Below are 18,394 nucleotides of genomic sequence, written 5' to 3' on the forward strand. Positions count from 1 at the left end.
CAGTAGAAAAAGGTTCAGATGGAAGAAAAACGTCGATAAACGTCTATCACGTGGCCGTCGAACAGCTGCCGATCTACGAGGCAGGCCTCCTCGGGGATCGGCGCGGCTTTCGTCCCGCCGGGAACGGTGAAGGGCGCAGTTTCGATGCGCAGCTCATCCCACAGTCGGCGTTCGAGGAAGCTCTGATGGGTCTTCGCACCGCCCTCCACCACTAACGATTGCACGCCATCACGATACAACGTTTCCAAAAGTTGGTCGAGGGTCTGCTCGTGAGAGAGCACTAAGCGACGCGGATGAGGCCCCCACCAGTGACGTACGTTCAGAGCGGGATGTTCGCGTTCCTCGGTGATTCTTCCCACAAGGATGGCGTCGGTCTCTGTGCGCAACTTGTGCGAGAGCATCTGCGTGAAGGGCGTCGAGATGGACAGCGGGCGGAACAGATGGTCGAGAAAGCCGTTGGCCGTCTGCGCCCATTTCAAGAGGATATACGGCCGGCGATGCTCATGAAAGGTGAAGAAACGGCGGTTCAGCTCGCGACAGTCGGCCTCGAGCACGCCCACCCTCACGTCGACACCGGCGTTGCGCAACTTCCGAATGCCCCGACCCTGCACCTGCGCAAAGGGATCGACGCAACCCACGACGACGCGCGGCACACGCTTGCGGAGGATGAGGTCGGCACAGGGCGGCGTCTTGCCCTGATGCGAGCAGGGCTCGAGACTCACGTAGAGCGTGGCCTGCGGCAGCAGGATTTCGTCTTCGGGACGAACGGCGGCAAAGGCATTCACCTCGGCGTGGGCTTCGCCACAACGTATATGGTAGCCCTCACCCAGGATTCGCCCCTGGTAGACGATCACCGCGCCCACCATCGGATTGGGTTTGGCCGTGAGCAGCGCGTTGGAGGCCAGCGACAGGCAGCGGCGCATCCATCGCTCGTCGTCCTGATCGGCGGTCGGTTTCGGTTGGCTGTCGATCGGGGGTGCGGCATCGAAAAGATCGGTTCTTTCCCACTGGCTATCGACTGTCGATCTCTCACTCCCTACGGAGAAGGCGCTCCCGCGAACAGGAGAGGGCCTTCCGCCGCCATCGGAGACGGAGGATGAGGGTGTGCCCGGCGTATTTCCGGGCAGTTGGGCTTTGCTTTTTCCCATTTTTCTTTTTATTTTTGCAGATATGACCTATCCTGAATTGTGGCGCAGACTGCTGCCGATGTATGAAGAGGGCGAGGCGAAGGCCATCGTCCGTTTGGTGTTGGAAACGCGCTTCGGGCTGTCTCTCGCCGATATTTGCGCGGGCAAAGTTACGCATTTATCGCAAGACGATGGGCGCGAACTCGAAGATTTGATGCAGGGGCTCGCCCTCGGCCGTCCCGTGCAATACGTCTTGGGAGAGGCGCTCTTTGCCGGTCGCACCTTCCGGGTGACGCCCGACGTGCTCATCCCCCGCCCCGAAACGGAGGAGCTTTGCCAATGGGTCGTTCAAACGCTTTCTTCCACTCCGCTCTCCCACCCTCGCATCTTAGACATCGGAACGGGTAGCGGATGCATCGCCATCACGCTGGCACAAAGTCTCCCCTCGGCACTGGTATGCGGCTGGGACATCTCGAAGGGGGCTCTGGCCGTGGCACGAGAGAACGCCGACAGATGGGGCTCGGCCGTGGAATTCGTGCGCCAGGATGCCTTGCACGCACCGACGGACAAGAACCGTTGGGACGTCATCGTGAGCAATCCGCCCTACATCTGCCACCAAGAACGGGAGGCGATGGCCGCTCATGTCTTGGAGCATGAACCGCATTCGGCTCTCTTCGTGCCCGATGACGACCCGCTGTTGTTCTATCGCTCCATCGCCCGCTATGCGCTCTCGGCCCTCGGGATCGGCGGACAGCTCTTCTTCGAAATCAATCCGCTCTACGCCGAAAGCCTGCAAAGGATGCTCGAAGAGATGGACTGGAGACGGGTCGAAACTCGACACGACGCTTTCGGTCGGCAGCGTATGATGCGAGCAGAACGGCCGTAGACTGAGGGGCTGGCATTCGATTCTCTTAAAGATTTCGATCGCTATGAAACTGAAAGGAAAAGAAGATTGACTGAAAATTCGCTCTCCATGGAACTGAAGAAAAAAGAAATCACCGAAGAACAAACCCGATCCCGACTCGCCGCTCTATGCTCCCGGGCCGAACATTGCACCGGCGAAATGCGCACAAAGATGCGGCAATGGGGGCTCGCTCCCGAGGCACAAGAACGCATCGTGAGCTATCTCGTCGAACATCACTATGTGGACGACGAACGATTTTGTCGATATTTCGTGCGCGACAAGATTCAATTCAATCGCTGGGGTCGCCGCAAAGTGGAACAGGCTCTCTATGCCAAACAGGTATCGAGGGAGGTCTTCGGACCGATCCTCGACGAATACGAGGAGGAGAGCTACGCCGAAGTGCTCCGCCCCTTGCTCGAAAGCAAACGCCGAAGCATCAAGGCCGCCAACGAATACGAACGCCGAACAAAACTGATGCGGTTTGCACTGGGCCGCGGTTTTACGATGGATGTGATTAAAAGATGCATGAACGATGCCGACCCGTGGCCCGATGATTAGCGTTTGGAGGCGATGGGCCGACTTGCTTTCGCCCCGCTCCTGCGCCGGCTGTCACTGCCGACTGGCTCCGGGCGAAGACTTTTTCTGCAGTCGCTGCCACCTGGAAGTCCCCCGAACGTATTACCATCTCTCACCCTACGACAACGAGATGGCACGCCTCTTGTGGGGACGCGCATCTGTGGAGCGGTGCACGGCGTTCGCATTCTACACCAGTAAGTCGAACATATGCCGCCCGCTGTATCGACTGAAATATGGCCATCATCCCGAGGTGGGCGTCGCCTTGGGCAGACTCGTTGCTCAAGAACTCCATCCAACAGGTTTCTTCGAAGGAGTCGATTTCCTCCTGGCCATGCCGCTGACCCAAAAACGAGAACGGCACCGGGGCTATAACCAATGCGAAAAGTTGGCGGAAGGCATCATCGACATCACCGGATTGACCTTGCTGCGCGGGGTGGTCGTACGCGTCAAAGACACCGAAACACAGACGCACAAAAAAGGTCGGGAACGCATCGAGAACGTAAAGAATGCTTTCGCACTGGCCGAGAATGCCTCAGAATTGATTCATCGCACGCTCCTACGTGCTCAAAAACAGTCGGCTTCACCGGCAGAACGCCTTACTTCCCTGCTCAACACCCTCTCTTCCCTGATCCGACACCCCTCTTTATCCTTCCTAAAACCATCTTTATCCTTTCTAAAACCATCTGCCTCGCCACCCCACCCCTCGGTGCCTACAGGACTTCACTTCCTCTTGATTGACGATGTGATCACCACCGGCTCCACCCTTTGCGCCTGCATGCAAGCCCTGAAAAAACTCCCTGGCGTCAAAATCAGCGTTCTCACCGTGGGTTTTTCCTCCTCGGCTTGCCCCTTGGGCCCTCCACCGGTAGAAAAAACCACATCTGCAGAAGCAGCAGACAAAACACCGTAAACGTCTTTTTCTCAAGTGCCTACCAAGATCTCTCCCCTTTGATCGCCCCCTTTTGCTGCTCAACTCCGCCATCCATTAGCGGTGAAAACGCAATGCTGTGGCAGATTGCAAGAAGAAAAATCAAAATTTAAGCTTATTTTACTTGGAGCACAGGCAAATAAATTCTATATTTGCAGCATCCAATTGACAAATTGTAAGTTTACTAACCCACCAATAAAAAGATTACAACCATGGAAGTGGAGAAAATCATGCAAGAACTGGAGCGTAAGCATCCAGGTGAGCCTGAATTCCTTCAGGCAGTCAAAGAAGTGCTCGTTTCAATCAAGGATGTGTACAATCAGCATCCAGAGTTTGAAAAAGCAAAACTCATTGAACGGATGGTAGAACCTGAAAGGGTCATCACATTCCGCGTTCCTTGGACAGACGACAAGGGAGAAGTGCATGTCAACATCGGTTATCGCGTGCAGTTCAACGGCGCCATCGGTCCGTATAAAGGCGGTTTGCGTTTCCATCCATCCGTTAACCTCTCTATTTTAAAGTTCTTAGGCTTTGAGCAAACATTCAAGAATGCCCTTACGACGTTGCCGATGGGCGGCGGAAAGGGCGGTTCCGACTTTGCCCCCCGCGGACGAAGCGATGCCGAAATCATGCGGTTCTGCCAAGCCTTTATGACCGAACTATATCGCCACATCGGCCCGAACGAAGATGTGCCCGCAGGCGACATCGGCGTAGGCGGCCGCGAAATCGGCTATCTCTTCGGAATGTATCGCAAACTGACACACCAGTTTGAAGGCGTTCTCACAGGCAAAGGCTTGGAATGGGGCGGCTCCATCTTCCGTCCCGAGGCCACTGGTTACGGCGCACTCTACTTCGTCAACCAAATGTTGCAAACCAAAGGCATCGACATCAAGGGCAAGACGGTAGCCTTGAGCGGCTTCGGCAACGTAGCCTGGGGTGCAGCCAAGAAAGCAAACGAACTGGGAGCAAAGGTCATCACTCTGAGCGGACCTGATGGTTACATCTATGACCCGGAAGGAATCAGCGGCAAGAAAATCGATTATATGCTCGAGCTTCGCAACAGCGGCAACGACATCTGCGCACCTTATGCAGAGCAGTTCCCGGGTGCTCAATTCTTCGCCGGTAAGAAACCGTGGGAGACGAAGGCAGACATCTATCTGCCATGTGCCACCCAAAACGAGCTGAACGGTGCCGATGCAGACAGCATCTTGGCGTTTAAGCCCGTCTGCGTGGCCGAGGTTTCAAACATGGGCTGCACGGCAGAAGCCGCAGAAAAGTTCGTAGCATCGAAGACGTTGTTCGCTCCTGGTAAGGCGGTTAACGCTGGTGGCGTAGCCACGTCGGGCCTGGAGATGACGCAAAACTCCCTCCGTTTGGGTTGGACCGGAAAGGAGGTAGACGAGCGTCTGCACCACATCATGTCGTCCATCCACGAGCAGTGCGTAAAATATGGCACTGAAGCAGATGGTTACATCGACTATGTGAAGGGTGCCAACATCGCTGGATTTATGAAGGTGGCCAACGCCATGATGGCGCAAGGCATCGTATAGACAGAGCGCGGGCCGGCAGACAAGAGACCGAAGGAGTGGCAATCCAAGTCTCTGTAAATAGGCATCATAGGGCCCGCAGCTTCTATCACTCATAAACAAAACAACGTGACGCATTTCAGAAACGTATTGTTTATAGTACTCCTCACAACAGGCTTTATCCCTTTGTATGCACAACAAAGGGGTAAAGCCTCTTTTTATTCTCGGCGGGCAACTGGTGCACGCACCAGCAGCGGCGAACGGCTGCATCACGACAGCCTGACATGCGCCCACCGCACACATCCCTTCGGCACCTTGCTCAAAGTGAAAAACCTCTCTAATGGTAAAGAGGTAGTGGTGCGGGTGACCGATCGCGGTCCTTTCGGACGAGGCAGAATCATCGACCTCTCCTGGGCTGCGGCCAAGGCTTTGGGCATGCTCTCGCAAGGAGTTGCAGCCGTAGAAATTGTTCCGGTCAGGCCTACCACCATCCCCTTCAAAGACGATGCACCTACCGAGATACCTCGAATGGAATTCGACCTCGTAGAAAATGATTATCCCGACAATGCATTCTGGAAGAAAGAGGAAACAGAGAAGGCTGCGAAGAAAGACGGGAAGACGGTGGGTAAGAAAAGCGAAGCGGGCAAGCCGGAACAGTTGCCACGCCAACCTTCCTCGGGGAAAGAAAAAGAAATAGTCAATAAAAACAACCCCACCTCCATCGAGACGACAAACCCGAAGAGAGATTCCCTTCATAAAAAGGCCATCACCCCCAAGCGGCGAATGGCGAAAAAACACAAGTTCAGTAAGAAAAGACGAAGGAAATAAATAACGTTCCACACGTACAAACTGAACAAAAATCGAACCTCGAATAAAAAAAAAGAGATGAGTTGATCTCTTTCTTTCCCTATCATCCCTCTCCCATCAACCACCATCCCAAGCCTCCCTGGCGTCAAAACTTAGCTTTTGGCTCGTATTTTCTTAGTTTTTAGGATGCAAAAGCTAAGAAAATACGAGCCAAAAGCTAAGAGATGGGAAGGGGGTTGGTAAGAGGCCGATTAACAGTACTCTTTTAAGATGTAAGAGGTGGCTTCCTCATATTCAGGAAACCACCTCTTAAGCTTCAGGAATCGTTCTCTCGAACGAGAGCAAACCGTCTCTCTCTTCATGACAGGGAAACGCCCTACTCCCGGCAGTGTCTAATATGCTGCGTCTTCCCAGGGTCGTTCTTCAAACTGCGTTTCGTCTTCTTCGTCGAAGAAGTCGCCCTGCTTGGCGTCACCCTCGCTGATGGAATGGTGAGAGTTGACGGGAAACTGTTGCTGAGCCAGGTCGCCATCGGTTGTGAGACGGATGATGTGGCTGAGGGGCGTGGTGTATGTTTGTTTGCTTGTCATTGTCTGATTGCTTTTTTACTTATACTTTACTACTTATTCCTTGACTACTTTCTTTCCATTGACAATGTAAATGCCGCGGGTGGGATGAAGAACGCGACGACCTTGCAAGTCGAAGTAGACGTCTTCTTTACTCGGCTGGACTGCGGAACCAACGGAGCGGATGCTGGTAGTTTCGGGCGTGGAGAAGTCGATCACGAAGCTCTTGGCCGAACCGATGGCGGTGCTGGGGAGTCGCAATCCGGCTTTGTGCGCCTTGAGATGGATAGAGTTGATGTCGTGCCCGGTCTGCCTGTAGAAGCCCTGTCCGTCGGGACCGCTACCGAAGAGGAAGTATTTGTAGCCCGCAGCGTTGAGGGTTTGCTCGGTGGCCGTGCCCACAAGCAGATTCTTAGCAATGGTAACGGGTGTTCCGGTCAGGTTGGCCTTGTAGGCATAGGTATGTCCGGCCGTGCCTTTCAATATTACAGCTTGCCCGGCGGGGATGATGCTGCCGGCGGCAAAGGCCTCGGTCTTGGCTTGATATTGCCCGCTTTCCTTTTTCACCTCGGTGATGACGTAGGCCGTACAACCTGCCGGTACCTCGAAGTTGTCATTAACCAAATAATAGGTGGCATAGCCACTGGCCCCAATTGTCACTTCACCATAATACTTACTGGCGAAATCAGACCATTTCTCAGCTTGGGAATATGCCGTAGCAGCATCAGCGGGAACAAAAATCTTTTTAATTTTTGGAAAATAGAAACCGGAAGAAGCCGTGGTTGGGGGAGTAGCATTCTTTATGCGAAGAGTCTCAAGATTCATTAAAGAAGCATAATCCAGTGAATTCACTGCTGCCGGTAAGGTCAATTCTTTAAGTCCGATGAGTCCAATAAGACCGAGACTCGTTAGCGTTTCAGGAAAGATAATTTTACTGATTGCGTCATTCATTCCTCCAAAGGCATCTGTTAGAGTGGTTACTTTAGTACGTGACAAATCCAAGGTTACTTCACTCAAACTGTAGCCAGAAATCTCTACAAAAGAACTCTGACCCACAGTTTCTAATGTTGATGGAAAATAAATACTTTTAAAACCACCAAGAAACGTTAGAGAGAATGTTTTTAATGTTGTAAGTCCCTCTGGAAAAACAATCTTCCACTCGTCTCCAGCTAAACTTAGTCCAACATACGATGCTATCATCTTTATAGAATATTGATTTCCTCCATACATCACAGTTGCCGGCACATTGAATGTATCAATCCCTAAGCTTGTCATTTGTGAACCATACTTGTCTGTACTTTGAGGATTCACTTCTCCATCTGCCGTGGTGAGCATTACATACCTTTTGCTGGTATCGGTAATTTTATAATAAAGCCGAATACCATCAGAATTGGGCACCATGAAATCGTAAGCAGTTTGCGCATGGAGTAAAATTGCTACCATGCATCCTAAAAAGACTAAAATGATTTTCTTCATATTCTTTTGTTTTTATCGTTGAATGTTTAACCTGAATCATCTGTTGCTATTTTCTTTCCGCCCCTTAACTAAAAGGCACAAAAAGAGAAACAAAGAGAACTCCTGTGAGCCCTTTGTTGATGGGGGTTGCGCTCGCTTCGCGCGCGCGTAGGAAAAAGCAAAAAAGTGTTACACTACAATAGGTGCGAATATTGTGTGTGTGTGTGTGTGTGTGTGTGTGTGTGTGTGTGTGTGTGTGTGTGTGTGTGTGTGTGTGTGTGTGTGTTAGCAAATTATTGGGCACTACCAAATATAATATGTTAAAAGATGCAGAAAAATTCATCTTCCTCTGCAACATCGTTACACCGATATGTCTGTATCTGCTACACATCATATTCTCACGTTCTTCTGTCTTCTGCCTAAAAGTCTATCGCTCTATCTTGAGGCTTAATCGTTCTAACCTCTTAAAGAGCAGGCCTGTAAGACGGCGACAAAGGTAATACTATCTTTTGAAACAAGCAAACTTATGCACTTCATTATGCAGAAAGCTCGACTTTTCTCCGCTTTTTCGTTGCTATTCTCTTGCAAAATGCTGGCAACAAAAAACGTCTCTACCCCTTTGAGGGTAGAGACGTTTCATACATTTGTCAACCAGCCTAGACTATTCTGCCTTTGCTTCTTCTGCAGTCTCCGCCTTGGGAGCTTCTTCTACAGGAGTTGCCTCAGTAACAGGAGCCTCTGCCTTAGGAGCAGCCTTACGACTACGACGTGTCTTCTTGGCTTCCGCTTTCGGTGTCTTAGCCATGTTCTCATCAAAGTCTACAAGCTCGATGAAAGCGATTTCAGCAGCATCGCCCTTACGAACACCCAACTTGATGATACGAGTATATCCGCCGGGACGGTCGCCCACCTTTGCTGCTACTTCTTTGAAGAGCTCTGTAATGGCATACTTGTTTTGCAAGTAACGGAAAACCACACGACGCGAGTTGGTGGTATCATCCTTCGAGCGTGTGATCAGCGGCTCTACATATTTCTTTAAGGCTTTGGCTTTGGCAAGGGTCGTAGTGATTCTTTTGTGCATGATCAGCGAAATGGCCATGTTAGCCAACATAGCATTACGGTGAGGTGCAGTACGACCCAAGTGGTTGAATTTCTTATTATGTCTCATTGTTCAATTTTCTTTTATGACAAGATGGATGCGGGAGAAAAGCTTGTACAGCCTACATTCTCACTGCTCGCTTTTAATCCTTGTCAAGTTTATACTTTGCAATATCGGTTCCAAAAGACAGATTCAGACCCTCGAGCAAATCATCAAGCTCTGAGAGCGATTTCTTACCGAAGTTACGGAACTTCAAGAGGTCGGTCTTGTTGTATTGCACAAGGTCGCCCAGTGTTTCCACGTCGGCCGCTTTCAGACAGTTGAGCGCACGAACGCTGAGGTTCATATCCACCAACTTGGTCTTCAGCAATTGTCGCATGTGCAACACTTCCTCATCAAACTCTTCGTTGCCATCGACTTCGGGACTCTCAAGAGAAATCTTTTCGTCGGAGAACAACATGAAGTGATAGATAAGAATCTTAGCGGCCTCTTTCAGTGCATCCTTCGGACTAATGGAACCATCCGTCGTAACGTCAATCACCAGTTTGTCGTAGTCGGTCTTCTGCTCAACACGATACGGCTCAACGGCATAACGCACATTACGGATTGGGGTGTAAATGGAATCGATGGGGAGTACATTTACATCAGTGCAGAATTCTCGATTCTCGTCAGCAGGAACGTATCCACGCCCTTTGTTAACGGTAAGATCAATCTGCAATGAAGCTTTGGCATCTAAATGACAAATCACCAAATCAGGGTTTAACACTTCAAATCCAGTCAGATACTTACCAATATCTCCAGCTTTGAACTCTGTTACGTTCTCTACCGTGATACTAACTTTTTCGTTCTCGAATTCTTCTACTACTTGCTTGAATCTTACTTGTTTCAAATTCAAGATCATGTTGGTTACATCTTCTTTCACACCTGGCACTGAAGAGAATTCGTGCTCAACCCCGGCAATACGCACGGTGTTGATAGCGAAGCCTTCAAGAGATGAAAGAAGAATGCGACGGAGGGAATTACCTATGGTAACGCCAAACCCTGGCTCAAGAGGACGGAATTCGAACCTGCCGAATTTGTCATTGGCCTCCAACATTACAACTTTATCAGGTTTTTGAAATGCTAATATCGCCATTAACTTAATGATTTATTTAGAGTACAACTCAACGATTAACTGTTCCTTAATGTTCTCAGGAATGTCGGCACGCTCGGGCTTATGCAGGAATTTTCCACTTTTAGAAGCATCATCCCACTCAATCCAAGGGAACTTGCTGTGGTTAAAGCCGGCAAGTGCTGCCTCAATTACTTCGAGCGATTTTGCCTTCTCGCGAACACCGACAATCTGTCCGGCTTTCACTGAATAAGAGGGAATGTTGACAACCTTGCCATCAACGACGATATGCTTATGGCCTACAAGCTGCCGTGCTGCTGCGCGGGTAGGAGCTAGACCCAAACGAAATACGACGTTATCCAAACGACTTTCGAGGTTCTGCAACAATACCTCACCGGTAATACCCTCGGCCTTTGCTGCTTTTTCAAACATATTGCGGAACTGACGTTCCAATACGCCGTAAGTGTATTTAGCCTTTTGCTTCTCTGCCAACATGACACCGTACTCTGAAGTCTTTCTGCGACGGTTGTTGCCATGCTGTCCAGGAGGGAAGTTTCTCTTGGACAAAACTTTGTCTGCACCGAAGATGGGTTCACCAAATCGGCGAGCAATTTTAGATTTCGGACCTATATATCTTGCCATTTTCTTTTATACTTTAATATTGTTGAATCTTTAACTGCCAATCGGAGTTCATTTCAAATCCGATCTTACCGCGTAATTAAACACGACGACGTTTAGGAGGTCGGCAACCATTGTGAGGCAACGGCGTAACATCAATAATCTCAGTTACTTCGATACCAGCACCATGTACGGCGCGGATCGCACTCTCACGACCATTCCCAGGTCCCTTTACGTATGCCTTCACCTTACGCAAGCCAAGATCGAAAGCCACCTTCGCACAATCCTCTGCTGCCATCTGGGCTGCATAGGGCGTATTCTTTTTTGAGCCGCGGAAGCCCATCTTACCAGCAGAAGACCAAGAGATAACCTGACCTTCGCTGTTAGCCAAAGACACAATAATATTATTGAAAGAACTATGAACATGAAGTTGTCCAAGAGCATCTACTCTAACATTTCTTTTTTTTGCTGCTATTTTCTTTGCCATAATCTTCTTTTAGTTTAAAAGTTTTAAGTCTGCAAGTTTTAAGTTTAGGAATAAGTTCTAAAATAGGAGAATAAGATTCTCGACATCCAGAAACTAACGCCTCGTCTCTCAACTTTCAACTCTCAACTAAATTTTACTTAGTAGCTTTTTTCTTATTAGCAACAGTCTTCTTCTTTCCCTTACGGGTACGAGCATTATTCTTCGTGCTCTGCCCACGAACTGGAAGACCATTACGATGACGAACTCCACGATAACAACCAATATCCATCAGTCGCTTGATATTCATCTGTACCTCAGAACGGAGGTCACCTTCTACTTTGAATTCAGCACCGATAATCTCACGGATCTTGGCTGCCTGGTCGTCGGTCCACTCGCTGACTTTCAGGTCGCGGCTTACACCTGCCTTGTCCAATATCTTTGCTGAACTACTTCGACCTATACCATATATATAGGTCAATGCGATTTCGCCACGCTTATTTTGGGGCAAATCTACTCCAACAATTCTTATTGCCATTTGTTAATGATAAAATGATTGATTTAAAATAAAAATTTCTCTTTAACCCTGACGCATCTTATACTTCGGGTTTTTCTTGTTGATAACGAACAAGCGACCCTTACGACGGACAATCTTACAGTCAGGTGTACGTTTCTTCAATGATGCTCTTGTCTTCATATTCTTATTGAATTATTTGTATCTAAACACGATTCTACCCTTGGTAAGGTCATAGGGACTCATTTCCACTTTTACCTTATCACCAGGCAATATCTTGATATAGTGCATTCTCATCTTGCCAGAGATGTGAGCTGTTATGGGACATCCATTTTCCAACTCTACGCGAAACATCGCATTTGATAACGCTTCAACGATTGTTCCATCTTGCTCAATAGCAGATTGTTTTGCCATATTATTTCTTTTCTTTTTCTGTAAGTTCTATTTCCTCAAACGAAGATAAAATTTCTGCTTGGCCTTTTCTAATAGCAATCGTATGCTCAAAATGTGCGGCCGGCTTTCCATCCAAGGTTCTGATAGTCCACTTATCAGGCATTAACCCGATATGCCTATCTCCCATTGTAATCATGGGTTCAATGGCAATGCACATTCCTTCCTTTAAAAGAATTCCGTTTCCCCTCCGACCGTAATTCGGTACTTTGGGTTCTTCATGCATCTCCTTTCCTATCCCATGACCCGTCAATTCGCGGACAACGCCATAGCCACGGCTCTCGCAATATTGCTGAATAGCATATCCAATGTCACCTAAATGATTTCCTGCAACAGCCTCTTTAATGCCAAGATACAAAGCCTCTTTTGTTACATCCAAAAGCTCTTTCGTTTCTTTAGCAACTTCACCTACACAGAAGGTATAACAACTGTCACCATTATATCCAGCAAGAAGTATGCCACAGTCAACAGAAATGACGTCACCCTCTTTTAAGATCTGATTCTCCCGAGGGATTCCATGCACCACTTCTTCATTGATCGATGTGCAAATGCTTGCAGGAAAGGGCTCTCCAAAAGGATTAGGAAAATTCTTAAAAGTAGGGATTCCTCCATGATCACGGATAAATTCATCCGCAATTTTATCCAATTGGAGAGTTGTCACACCCGGTATGACATGTTTTGCCAATTCTGCCAAGGTTTTACCAACAAGTTGGTTCGCCTCACGCATTAAGCTAATCTCATCTTCAGTCTTTAGAAAGACCTTCATTACTTAAGCTAAGAGCAGAAAGTCAATAGGCAGAAACGACACCGTTTCCACGGGTATGTCCCGAATTAAGCAATCCATCGTAATGACGCATCATCAGATAGCTTTCAATCTGTTGTAATGTATCGATAACAACTCCTACCAAAATTAAGAGCGACGTTCCTCCAAAGAATTGGGAGAAGGCTTGTTGTACATTCAGCAGACCGGCCAATGCAGGCATCACCGCAATAAATGCAATGAACAAAGAACCTGGTAGAGTGAGACGAGACATCACCGTATCAATATACTCAGCCGTATCTTTCCCCGGTTTAACGCCAGGAATAAAACCATTGTTACGCTTCATATCTTCCGCCATCTGAGTCGGATTCAGAGTAATTGCCGTATAGAAATAAGTAAATGCGATAATCAATACCACATAAATTATATTATACAAGAGACTCCGGTTATCCATCAGAGACTGCACCACATAACTTGCATTTTCAGACTGATACCTTACGATAGCCAAAGGAATAAACATCAGAGCCTGTGCAAAGATGATAGGCATCACGTTAGCTGCAAACAGCTTCAGAGGCACATATTGACGTGCGCCACCATACTGCTTATTACCAACAAGACGCTTTGCATATTGAACAGGAACTTTCCGTGTACCTTGTACTAAAAGAATTGCAGCACAAACGATTCCGTATAAGATGAGAATCTCAACGATAAACATGACAAGTCCACCACCCGTTATCGCCGTAAAGCGAGAGCCTACTTCCTGGATGAAAGCTTGTGGCAGTCGGGCAATGATACCCACCATGATGATCAATGAAATACCGTTTCCCACTCCCTTGTCGGTGATACGTTCGCCCAGCCAAAGAACGAACATACTTCCCGCTGCGAGAATAATGGTGGCTGGAATCATAAACACCGACCACGAGATACCGGAAGCCAAAGCTCCCTCGGCTTGCATCTTGAGGTTGACAAGGTAAGACGGTGCCTGAAACAGTAGAATAACTACTGTCAGAGCACGCGTATACCAGTTTATCTTCTTCCGTCCGCTCTCACCTTCCCTCTGCATTTTTTGAAAATACGGAACTGCTACAGCCAAAAGCTGCATCACAATGGAGGCTGAGATATAAGGCATGATTCCCAACGCGAAGATAGACGCATTAGAGAATGCACCACCGGAAAACATATCCAAAAGCGACATCAAGCCACCAGAGGTCTGGGACTGCAGTTTTTCCAACATTCCCGGATTGATACCCGGAAGGACCACAAACGATCCAAAACGATAGATAGCTACAAATAGTATGGTTATGAGGAGTCGCTGGCGCAAGTCCTCAATTCTCCAACAATTCTTCAGTGTCTCGATAAACTTTTTCATTGATTTAGATTATAGTTGTGTTACCACCAACTGCCTTGATTGCTTCTTCGGCAGTTTTAGAGAATGCATTGGCTTCAACAGTGAGAGCGACCTTCAATTCGCCATCACCAAGAATCTTAACGAGGACCCTACCTTTCAACAGACCTGCCTCTTTCAATTCCACCAAACCAATTTTATGAAGTCCTTTCTCCTCTGCCAAAGCCTGGAGTGCGGATAGATTAATTGGCAAATACTCCTTATGGTTGATATTTTTGAAGCCGGCTTTAGGAATACGACGCTGCAAAGGCATCTGTCCTCCTTCAAATCCAATCTTTCTTTTATAACCAGAACGAGCCTTAGCACCTTTATGTCCACGAGTAGAAGTGCCTCCCAATCCAGATCCCGGACCGCGACCGACACGACGACGTGAATGTGTAGAACCCTTAGCTGGTTTCAAACTATTTAATTTCATAATTGTTCTAATTTGATAAAATTGATTATTCAACAACGTTTACCAGATGGTGAACTTTTTTAATCATACCACGGATGCTTGGAGTATCTTCCACTTCAACAACCTGAGAAATCTTACGGAGCCCCAAAGCCAAAAGTGTACGCTTTTGGTCTACCGGATATCCAATTCTACTCTTAACCTGTTTGATTTTTATTGTTGCCATGTAATTATACTCTTTATCCGTTAAATACTTTTTCCATGCTAACACCACGTACGCCAGCAATCGTATAAGCATCACGCATCCGACTCAAGGCCTCGATGGTTGCCTTCACCAAGTTATGAGGGTTGGAAGACCCTTTCGACTTAGCAATCACATCTGTGATACCACTACTCTCAAGAACGGCACGCATAGCACCACCGGCTTTAAGTCCGGTTCCGGCTGCGGCTGGCTTAATCAGCACCTTTGCACCTCCAAAAGAAACTTCCATTTCATGGGGAACAGTACCTTTGAGCACAGGAACCTTTACAAGATTCTTCTTTGCGGCCTCTACTCCTTTAGCGATAGCCGAAGTAACCTCACCGGCTTTACCCAAGCCATATCCGATAACTCCGTTACCATCACCGACAACGACAATTGCAGCGAACGTAAAGGTACGACCACCCTTGGTTACTTTTGTAACACGGTTGATAGCCACCAAGCGATCTTTCAATTCAGCGTCACTATTTACTCTTACTCTATTCATTGCCATAATCGTTTAAAAATTAAGTCCACCTTTACGGGCTGCATCAGCCAGCTCTTTCACACGACCGTGGTAAAGATAACCATTACGGTCGAAAACAACAGCGGTGATACCGGCAGCCTGTGCCTTCTGTGCAACCAACTCGCCGACTTTCTGTGCCTGTTCTTTCTTAGGCATCGTTTCCAAGCCCAGCGAAGAGGCCGAAGCAAGAGTGGTACCGGTGAGATCGTTGATGATTTGAACGTAAATCTGCTTGTTCGAACGGAACACGCTCATGCGAGGACGCTCTGCAGTACCATTGACGCTCTTGCGAATTCTATATTTGATTTTAATTCGTCTTTCTACTTTCTTTGTTGTCATAATCGTGTAAATTTAAAGTTACTTAGCTGCAGCAGTCTTACCAGACTTCCTACGAATAACCTCACCCTGGAACAAAACACCTTTTCCTTTATAAGGTTCAGGCTTGCGGAAAGAACGAATTTTAGCACAGATGAGACCCAGCAACTGCTTGTCGCAGGACTCCAGGATAAGAAGCGGGTTCTGATTTCTCTCAGATTTGGTTTCCACTTTCACCTCACTGGGCAGCTGAATAAAGATGGGATGCGTGTAACCCAAGGAAAATTCGATAATATTTCCCTGGTTGGAAACACGATAACCCACACCAACAAGCTCCAAAACCTTTTTGTAACCCTCGCTCACACCAACAACCATGTTGTTGACCAGCGAACGATACAAGCCATGGAAAGCCTGCTTTTGTTTGATATTTACCGGGCTATTTTCATCTACAGTAAAGATGATCTGACCATCTTCGATGTTCATCTTGATGGAAGCATCTACCTTTTGGGAAAGTTCACCCTTAGGTCCCTTTACCGTTACAAGCCCATTATTCTGCGATACAGTAACTCCAGATGGAATGACAATTGGCAAATTTCCTATTCTTGACATAATTCAATCCTCCAATTAATAAACATAACAAAGAACTTCACCACCGATTTTCAAGTCGGCAGCTTCCTTGTTGGTCATTACACCTTTAGATGTGGACAAAATTGCGATGCCCAATCCGTTAATTACTCTCGGCATGTCTTTGTAACCTGTGTACTGACGCAAACCGGGAGTAGAAACGCGTTTCAAGCTTGTGATAGCGTTTGCTTTTGTTACCGGGTGATACTTCAAAGCCACTTTGATGACACCTTGCGGGCCTTCCTCTACGAACTTATAGTTCAGGATGTAACCCTTTTCAAAGAGAATCTTCGTGATCTCTTTCTTCAAATTAGACGCAGGCACCTCAACCACGCGATGATGTGCCATGATTGCGTTTCTGAGTCGAGTCAGATAATCTGCTATTGGATCTGTCATAAATAAAAATGTTTAATTGATCGGGATTTTCCCGACAATATTAAATAATTTCTGTTCTCAAATGCTGGAATGTCGACACGCTCGATAGGTTATTAGCCCTGAGGTTGTTCTATACGAACAAGCTCTCCTTGCGATTCTACATTCTCGTCTCTTTTCACCTCAAATTCGGAACAAACCTTTCACGTCGATTCAGACAAGATTTTCCCAACGTTACATTTCCGTTTTCCAATCTCTTTGTTTTTCGCATCCCATCTCTTAGCTTTTACGATGCAAAAGCTAAGAGATTGCATCCCTAAAGCTTAGCTTTCGCAAACGGGTTTCCAATCATCTGATTTTCAACCCTATAAGAGATCGATTCGAGTTCGACTGTTTTGGCTATTCCAACCCTATCGGCATAGAGAGAACTACCAGCTTGCCTTCTTCACGCCGGGAATCAAACCGGCAGATGCCATCTCGCGGAATTGAATACGCGAAAGACCGAACTGACGGATATATCCTTTCGGACGACCGGTGATTTTACAACGATTGTGAAGACGAATGGGGTTGGCATTCTTCGGAATAGACTGCAACTTGCGAGCGGCCTCGTAAGCTTCAGCATAATCGTCAGAGGTTGCAATAATCTTTTTCAGAGCCGCACGCTTCTCAGCATAACGAGCAACCAGTTTTGCACGCTTTACCTCGCGAGCTTTCATTGATTCTTTTGCCATATTGCTTAATCGTTTTTAGCGTTTTTGAAAGGAAGACCGAAAGCTTTCAACAGCGCATAGCCTTCCTCGTCGGTATGGGCTGTTGTAACGAACGTGATGTTCATTCCTTGAATGCGATCGATTGAATCGAGGTTGATTTCAGGGAAAATGATCTGTTCTGTAATTCCCAATGTGTAGTTTCCACGACCGTCGAACTTACTTTCGATACCTTTAAAGTCGCGAATACGAGGAAGCGCAACACGGATGAGCTTTTCAAGGAACTCATACATACGCTCACGACGCAACGTCACCATTACACCGATAGGCATCTTCTTGCGAAGTTTGAAATTCGCGATGTCTTTCTTAGAGTAGGTGGCAACTGCTTTCTGACCGGCGATAGAAGAAATCTCATTGATGGCAACATCTATCATCTTCTTATCTTGAGTGGCATCACCAAGTCCTTGATTGATGACAATCTTCTTCAGAACCGGTACCTGCATCGCTGAGGAATAGTTAAACTGCTTTTGCAATGCCGGGGCAATCGTCTCAGCATATACTTTCTTTAACTGTGCTGTATTCATTATTTTATCACCTCCCCAGATTTCTTTGCGATGCGTACTTTCTTTCCATCATCTGTTTTCTTAATGGCTATACGAGTAGCCTTACCACTCTTCGGATCTATCAAGCTCAAGTTCGAAACGTGAATAGGAGCTTCCTGCTTAACGATACCTCCCTGAGGATTCTTTGCAGATGGCTTTGTGCTCTTAGATACCATATTGATACCTTCGACAAAAGCACGCTCCCGTTCTACCAAGACTTTGAGCACCTTACCTTTCCGACCTTTGTCTTCGCCGGCCAGAACGATAACCTCGTCACCTTTTTTAATATGTAACTTACTCATTACTTTCT

At 47.5% G+C, this 18,394-nt stretch carries 26 protein-coding genes; 5 read left to right on the forward strand and 21 right to left on the reverse strand.

Translation table 11 applies throughout. The features are described from left to right. Window positions 1–14: 14 nt before the first annotated feature. Window positions 15–971 carry a bifunctional diaminohydroxyphosphoribosylaminopyrimidine deaminase/5-amino-6-(5-phosphoribosylamino)uracil reductase RibD gene (ribD, locus tag J5A66_RS08975; protein WP_256438748.1) on the reverse strand — a complete coding sequence of 319 codons (957 nt, stop codon included), beginning with the start codon at window positions 969–971 and terminating at the stop codon, window positions 15–17. Window positions 972–1,170: 199 nt separating this feature from the next. Between ribD and prmC the strand changes: the two genes are divergently transcribed. The 5 genes from prmC to J5A66_RS10210 all read left to right on the forward strand — a co-directional run bounded on the left by prmC (window position 1,171) and on the right by J5A66_RS10210 (window position 5,889). Then, window positions 1,171–2,013, forward strand: coding sequence for a peptide chain release factor N(5)-glutamine methyltransferase (gene prmC, locus J5A66_RS08980; protein WP_211790281.1), 843 nt, complete (start codon window positions 1,171–1,173; stop codon window positions 2,011–2,013). A gap of 87 nt (window positions 2,014–2,100) precedes the next feature. Beyond that, window positions 2,101–2,589: a regulatory protein RecX gene (locus tag J5A66_RS08985; protein ID WP_211790282.1), complete on the forward strand. Its 489-nt coding sequence runs from the start codon at window positions 2,101–2,103 to the stop codon at window positions 2,587–2,589. Further along, complete coding sequence (locus J5A66_RS08990) at window positions 2,564–3,517, forward strand: ComF family protein (protein ID WP_211790283.1); 954 nt, start codon at window positions 2,564–2,566, stop codon at window positions 3,515–3,517. The genes J5A66_RS08985 and J5A66_RS08990 overlap by 26 nt, the downstream gene beginning before the upstream one ends. A gap of 230 nt (window positions 3,518–3,747) precedes the next feature. Then, a complete protein-coding gene (gene gdhA, locus J5A66_RS08995) occupies window positions 3,748–5,085 on the forward strand; it encodes an NADP-specific glutamate dehydrogenase (RefSeq protein WP_211790284.1) in 1,338 nt (445 codons plus the stop codon). A 105-nt stretch (window positions 5,086–5,190) separates the two neighbouring features. Further along, window positions 5,191–5,889, forward strand: a complete 699-nt coding sequence (locus tag J5A66_RS10210) for a septal ring lytic transglycosylase RlpA family protein (RefSeq protein WP_249109963.1) — start codon at window positions 5,191–5,193, stop codon at window positions 5,887–5,889. A 371-nt stretch (window positions 5,890–6,260) separates the two neighbouring features. Here the strand turns inward: J5A66_RS10210 and J5A66_RS09005 are convergent, their stop codons facing one another. The 20 genes from J5A66_RS09005 to rplX form a co-directional block, all read right to left on the reverse strand. Beyond that, a complete protein-coding gene (locus tag J5A66_RS09005; protein WP_249109964.1) occupies window positions 6,261–6,458 on the reverse strand; it encodes a transcriptional regulator in 198 nt (65 codons plus the stop codon). A 33-nt stretch (window positions 6,459–6,491) separates the two neighbouring features. Beyond that, on the reverse strand, window positions 6,492–7,385 hold the full coding sequence (locus J5A66_RS09010) for a leucine-rich repeat domain-containing protein (protein ID WP_211790285.1): 894 nt from the start codon (window positions 7,383–7,385) through the stop codon (window positions 6,492–6,494). Between the two features lie 1,165 nt (window positions 7,386–8,550). Next, window positions 8,551–9,057, reverse strand: a complete 507-nt coding sequence (gene rplQ / locus J5A66_RS09015) for a 50S ribosomal protein L17 (protein WP_211790286.1) — start codon at window positions 9,055–9,057, stop codon at window positions 8,551–8,553. Between the two features lie 73 nt (window positions 9,058–9,130). Beyond that, entirely contained in the window at window positions 9,131–10,123 is a 993-nt protein-coding gene (locus tag J5A66_RS09020; RefSeq protein ID WP_211790287.1) for a DNA-directed RNA polymerase subunit alpha, read from the reverse strand. A gap of 12 nt (window positions 10,124–10,135) precedes the next feature. Next, on the reverse strand, window positions 10,136–10,741 hold the full coding sequence (gene rpsD, locus J5A66_RS09025; RefSeq protein WP_211790288.1) for a 30S ribosomal protein S4: 606 nt from the start codon (window positions 10,739–10,741) through the stop codon (window positions 10,136–10,138). Between the two features lie 76 nt (window positions 10,742–10,817). Continuing rightward, a complete protein-coding gene (rpsK, locus tag J5A66_RS09030; RefSeq protein WP_025815525.1) occupies window positions 10,818–11,204 on the reverse strand; it encodes a 30S ribosomal protein S11 in 387 nt (128 codons plus the stop codon). A gap of 133 nt (window positions 11,205–11,337) precedes the next feature. Further along, a complete protein-coding gene (gene rpsM / locus J5A66_RS09035; protein ID WP_211790289.1) occupies window positions 11,338–11,718 on the reverse strand; it encodes a 30S ribosomal protein S13 in 381 nt (126 codons plus the stop codon). Window positions 11,719–11,760: 42 nt separating this feature from the next. Beyond that, on the reverse strand, window positions 11,761–11,877 hold the full coding sequence (gene rpmJ, locus J5A66_RS09040) for a 50S ribosomal protein L36 (protein ID WP_009160995.1): 117 nt from the start codon (window positions 11,875–11,877) through the stop codon (window positions 11,761–11,763). Between the two features lie 12 nt (window positions 11,878–11,889). Then, a complete protein-coding gene (gene infA / locus J5A66_RS09045) occupies window positions 11,890–12,108 on the reverse strand; it encodes a translation initiation factor IF-1 (RefSeq protein WP_009160996.1) in 219 nt (72 codons plus the stop codon). A 1-nt stretch (window position 12,109) separates the two neighbouring features. Further along, a complete protein-coding gene (map, locus tag J5A66_RS09050) occupies window positions 12,110–12,910 on the reverse strand; it encodes a type I methionyl aminopeptidase (RefSeq protein WP_211790290.1) in 801 nt (266 codons plus the stop codon). Window positions 12,911–12,932: 22 nt separating this feature from the next. Further along, window positions 12,933–14,273 carry a preprotein translocase subunit SecY gene (gene secY / locus J5A66_RS09055; RefSeq protein WP_211790291.1) on the reverse strand — a complete coding sequence of 447 codons (1,341 nt, stop codon included), beginning with the start codon at window positions 14,271–14,273 and terminating at the stop codon, window positions 12,933–12,935. Between the two features lie 4 nt (window positions 14,274–14,277). After that, the gene (gene rplO, locus J5A66_RS09060) at window positions 14,278–14,724 is read right to left on the reverse strand and encodes a 50S ribosomal protein L15 (protein WP_211791496.1); all 447 of its coding nucleotides are present in this window, start codon (window positions 14,722–14,724) and stop codon (window positions 14,278–14,280) included. A gap of 25 nt (window positions 14,725–14,749) precedes the next feature. Next, window positions 14,750–14,926, reverse strand: coding sequence for a 50S ribosomal protein L30 (rpmD, locus tag J5A66_RS09065; protein ID WP_211790292.1), 177 nt, complete (start codon window positions 14,924–14,926; stop codon window positions 14,750–14,752). A gap of 13 nt (window positions 14,927–14,939) precedes the next feature. Then, window positions 14,940–15,452, reverse strand: coding sequence for a 30S ribosomal protein S5 (gene rpsE, locus J5A66_RS09070; RefSeq protein ID WP_211790293.1), 513 nt, complete (start codon window positions 15,450–15,452; stop codon window positions 14,940–14,942). Between the two features lie 6 nt (window positions 15,453–15,458). Beyond that, window positions 15,459–15,803 carry a 50S ribosomal protein L18 gene (rplR, locus tag J5A66_RS09075; RefSeq protein WP_211790294.1) on the reverse strand — a complete coding sequence of 115 codons (345 nt, stop codon included), beginning with the start codon at window positions 15,801–15,803 and terminating at the stop codon, window positions 15,459–15,461. Between the two features lie 18 nt (window positions 15,804–15,821). Then, window positions 15,822–16,388 carry a 50S ribosomal protein L6 gene (gene rplF, locus J5A66_RS09080; RefSeq protein ID WP_211790295.1) on the reverse strand — a complete coding sequence of 189 codons (567 nt, stop codon included), beginning with the start codon at window positions 16,386–16,388 and terminating at the stop codon, window positions 15,822–15,824. Between the two features lie 15 nt (window positions 16,389–16,403). Further along, window positions 16,404–16,799 carry a 30S ribosomal protein S8 gene (gene rpsH, locus J5A66_RS09085; protein ID WP_211790296.1) on the reverse strand — a complete coding sequence of 132 codons (396 nt, stop codon included), beginning with the start codon at window positions 16,797–16,799 and terminating at the stop codon, window positions 16,404–16,406. A gap of 404 nt (window positions 16,800–17,203) precedes the next feature. Further along, window positions 17,204–17,506 carry a 30S ribosomal protein S14 gene (gene rpsN / locus J5A66_RS09090; protein WP_211790297.1) on the reverse strand — a complete coding sequence of 101 codons (303 nt, stop codon included), beginning with the start codon at window positions 17,504–17,506 and terminating at the stop codon, window positions 17,204–17,206. Between the two features lie 5 nt (window positions 17,507–17,511). Beyond that, window positions 17,512–18,066 (reverse strand): 50S ribosomal protein L5, encoded by a 555-nt coding sequence (gene rplE, locus J5A66_RS09095; protein ID WP_211790298.1) that lies wholly within the window; start codon window positions 18,064–18,066, stop codon window positions 17,512–17,514. Next, complete coding sequence (rplX, locus tag J5A66_RS09100) at window positions 18,066–18,386, reverse strand: 50S ribosomal protein L24 (protein WP_211790299.1); 321 nt, start codon at window positions 18,384–18,386, stop codon at window positions 18,066–18,068. The genes rplE and rplX overlap by 1 nt, the downstream gene beginning before the upstream one ends. Window positions 18,387–18,394 lie beyond the last annotated feature (8 nt).

It is taken from the genome of Prevotella sp. oral taxon 475 (assembly GCF_018127805.1).
Lineage (GTDB): Bacteria > Bacteroidota > Bacteroidia > Bacteroidales > Bacteroidaceae > Prevotella.

What these genes read in the sequence shown, in the direction of transcription:
- prmC (WP_211790281.1), top strand. Translation starts at nt 1,171, where the DNA reads ATGACCTATCCTGAATTGTGGCGCAGACTGCTGCCGATGTATGAAGAG.
- J5A66_RS08985 (WP_211790282.1), top strand. Translation starts at nt 2,101, where the DNA reads ATGGAACTGAAGAAAAAAGAAATCACCGAAGAACAAACCCGATCCCGA.
- J5A66_RS08990 (WP_211790283.1), top strand. Translation starts at nt 2,564, where the DNA reads ATGCCGACCCGTGGCCCGATGATTAGCGTTTGGAGGCGATGGGCCGAC.
- gdhA (WP_211790284.1), top strand. Translation starts at nt 3,748, where the DNA reads ATGGAAGTGGAGAAAATCATGCAAGAACTGGAGCGTAAGCATCCAGGT.
- J5A66_RS09005 (WP_249109964.1), bottom strand. Translation starts at nt 6,458, where the DNA reads ATGACAAGCAAACAAACATACACCACGCCCCTCAGCCACATCATCCGT.
- J5A66_RS09010 (WP_211790285.1), bottom strand. Translation starts at nt 7,385, where the DNA reads ATGAATGACGCAATCAGTAAAATTATCTTTCCTGAAACGCTAACGAGT.
- rplQ (WP_211790286.1), bottom strand. Translation starts at nt 9,057, where the DNA reads ATGAGACATAATAAGAAATTCAACCACTTGGGTCGTACTGCACCTCAC.
- J5A66_RS09020 (WP_211790287.1), bottom strand. Translation starts at nt 10,123, where the DNA reads ATGGCGATATTAGCATTTCAAAAACCTGATAAAGTTGTAATGTTGGAG.
- rpsD (WP_211790288.1), bottom strand. Translation starts at nt 10,741, where the DNA reads ATGGCAAGATATATAGGTCCGAAATCTAAAATTGCTCGCCGATTTGGT.
- rpsK (WP_025815525.1), bottom strand. Translation starts at nt 11,204, where the DNA reads ATGGCAAAGAAAATAGCAGCAAAAAAAAGAAATGTTAGAGTAGATGCT.
- rpsM (WP_211790289.1), bottom strand. Translation starts at nt 11,718, where the DNA reads ATGGCAATAAGAATTGTTGGAGTAGATTTGCCCCAAAATAAGCGTGGC.
- rpmJ (WP_009160995.1), bottom strand. Translation starts at nt 11,877, where the DNA reads ATGAAGACAAGAGCATCATTGAAGAAACGTACACCTGACTGTAAGATT.
- infA (WP_009160996.1), bottom strand. Translation starts at nt 12,108, where the DNA reads ATGGCAAAACAATCTGCTATTGAGCAAGATGGAACAATCGTTGAAGCG.
- map (WP_211790290.1), bottom strand. Translation starts at nt 12,910, where the DNA reads ATGAAGGTCTTTCTAAAGACTGAAGATGAGATTAGCTTAATGCGTGAG.
- secY (WP_211790291.1), bottom strand. Translation starts at nt 14,273, where the DNA reads ATGAAAAAGTTTATCGAGACACTGAAGAATTGTTGGAGAATTGAGGAC.
- rplO (WP_211791496.1), bottom strand. Translation starts at nt 14,724, where the DNA reads ATGAAATTAAATAGTTTGAAACCAGCTAAGGGTTCTACACATTCACGT.
- rpmD (WP_211790292.1), bottom strand. Translation starts at nt 14,926, where the DNA reads ATGGCAACAATAAAAATCAAACAGGTTAAGAGTAGAATTGGATATCCG.
- rpsE (WP_211790293.1), bottom strand. Translation starts at nt 15,452, where the DNA reads ATGGCAATGAATAGAGTAAGAGTAAATAGTGACGCTGAATTGAAAGAT.
- rplR (WP_211790294.1), bottom strand. Translation starts at nt 15,803, where the DNA reads ATGACAACAAAGAAAGTAGAAAGACGAATTAAAATCAAATATAGAATT.
- rplF (WP_211790295.1), bottom strand. Translation starts at nt 16,388, where the DNA reads ATGTCAAGAATAGGAAATTTGCCAATTGTCATTCCATCTGGAGTTACT.
- rpsH (WP_211790296.1), bottom strand. Translation starts at nt 16,799, where the DNA reads ATGACAGATCCAATAGCAGATTATCTGACTCGACTCAGAAACGCAATC.
- rpsN (WP_211790297.1), bottom strand. Translation starts at nt 17,506, where the DNA reads ATGGCAAAAGAATCAATGAAAGCTCGCGAGGTAAAGCGTGCAAAACTG.
- rplE (WP_211790298.1), bottom strand. Translation starts at nt 18,066, where the DNA reads ATGAATACAGCACAGTTAAAGAAAGTATATGCTGAGACGATTGCCCCG.
- rplX (WP_211790299.1), bottom strand. Translation starts at nt 18,386, where the DNA reads ATGAGTAAGTTACATATTAAAAAAGGTGACGAGGTTATCGTTCTGGCC.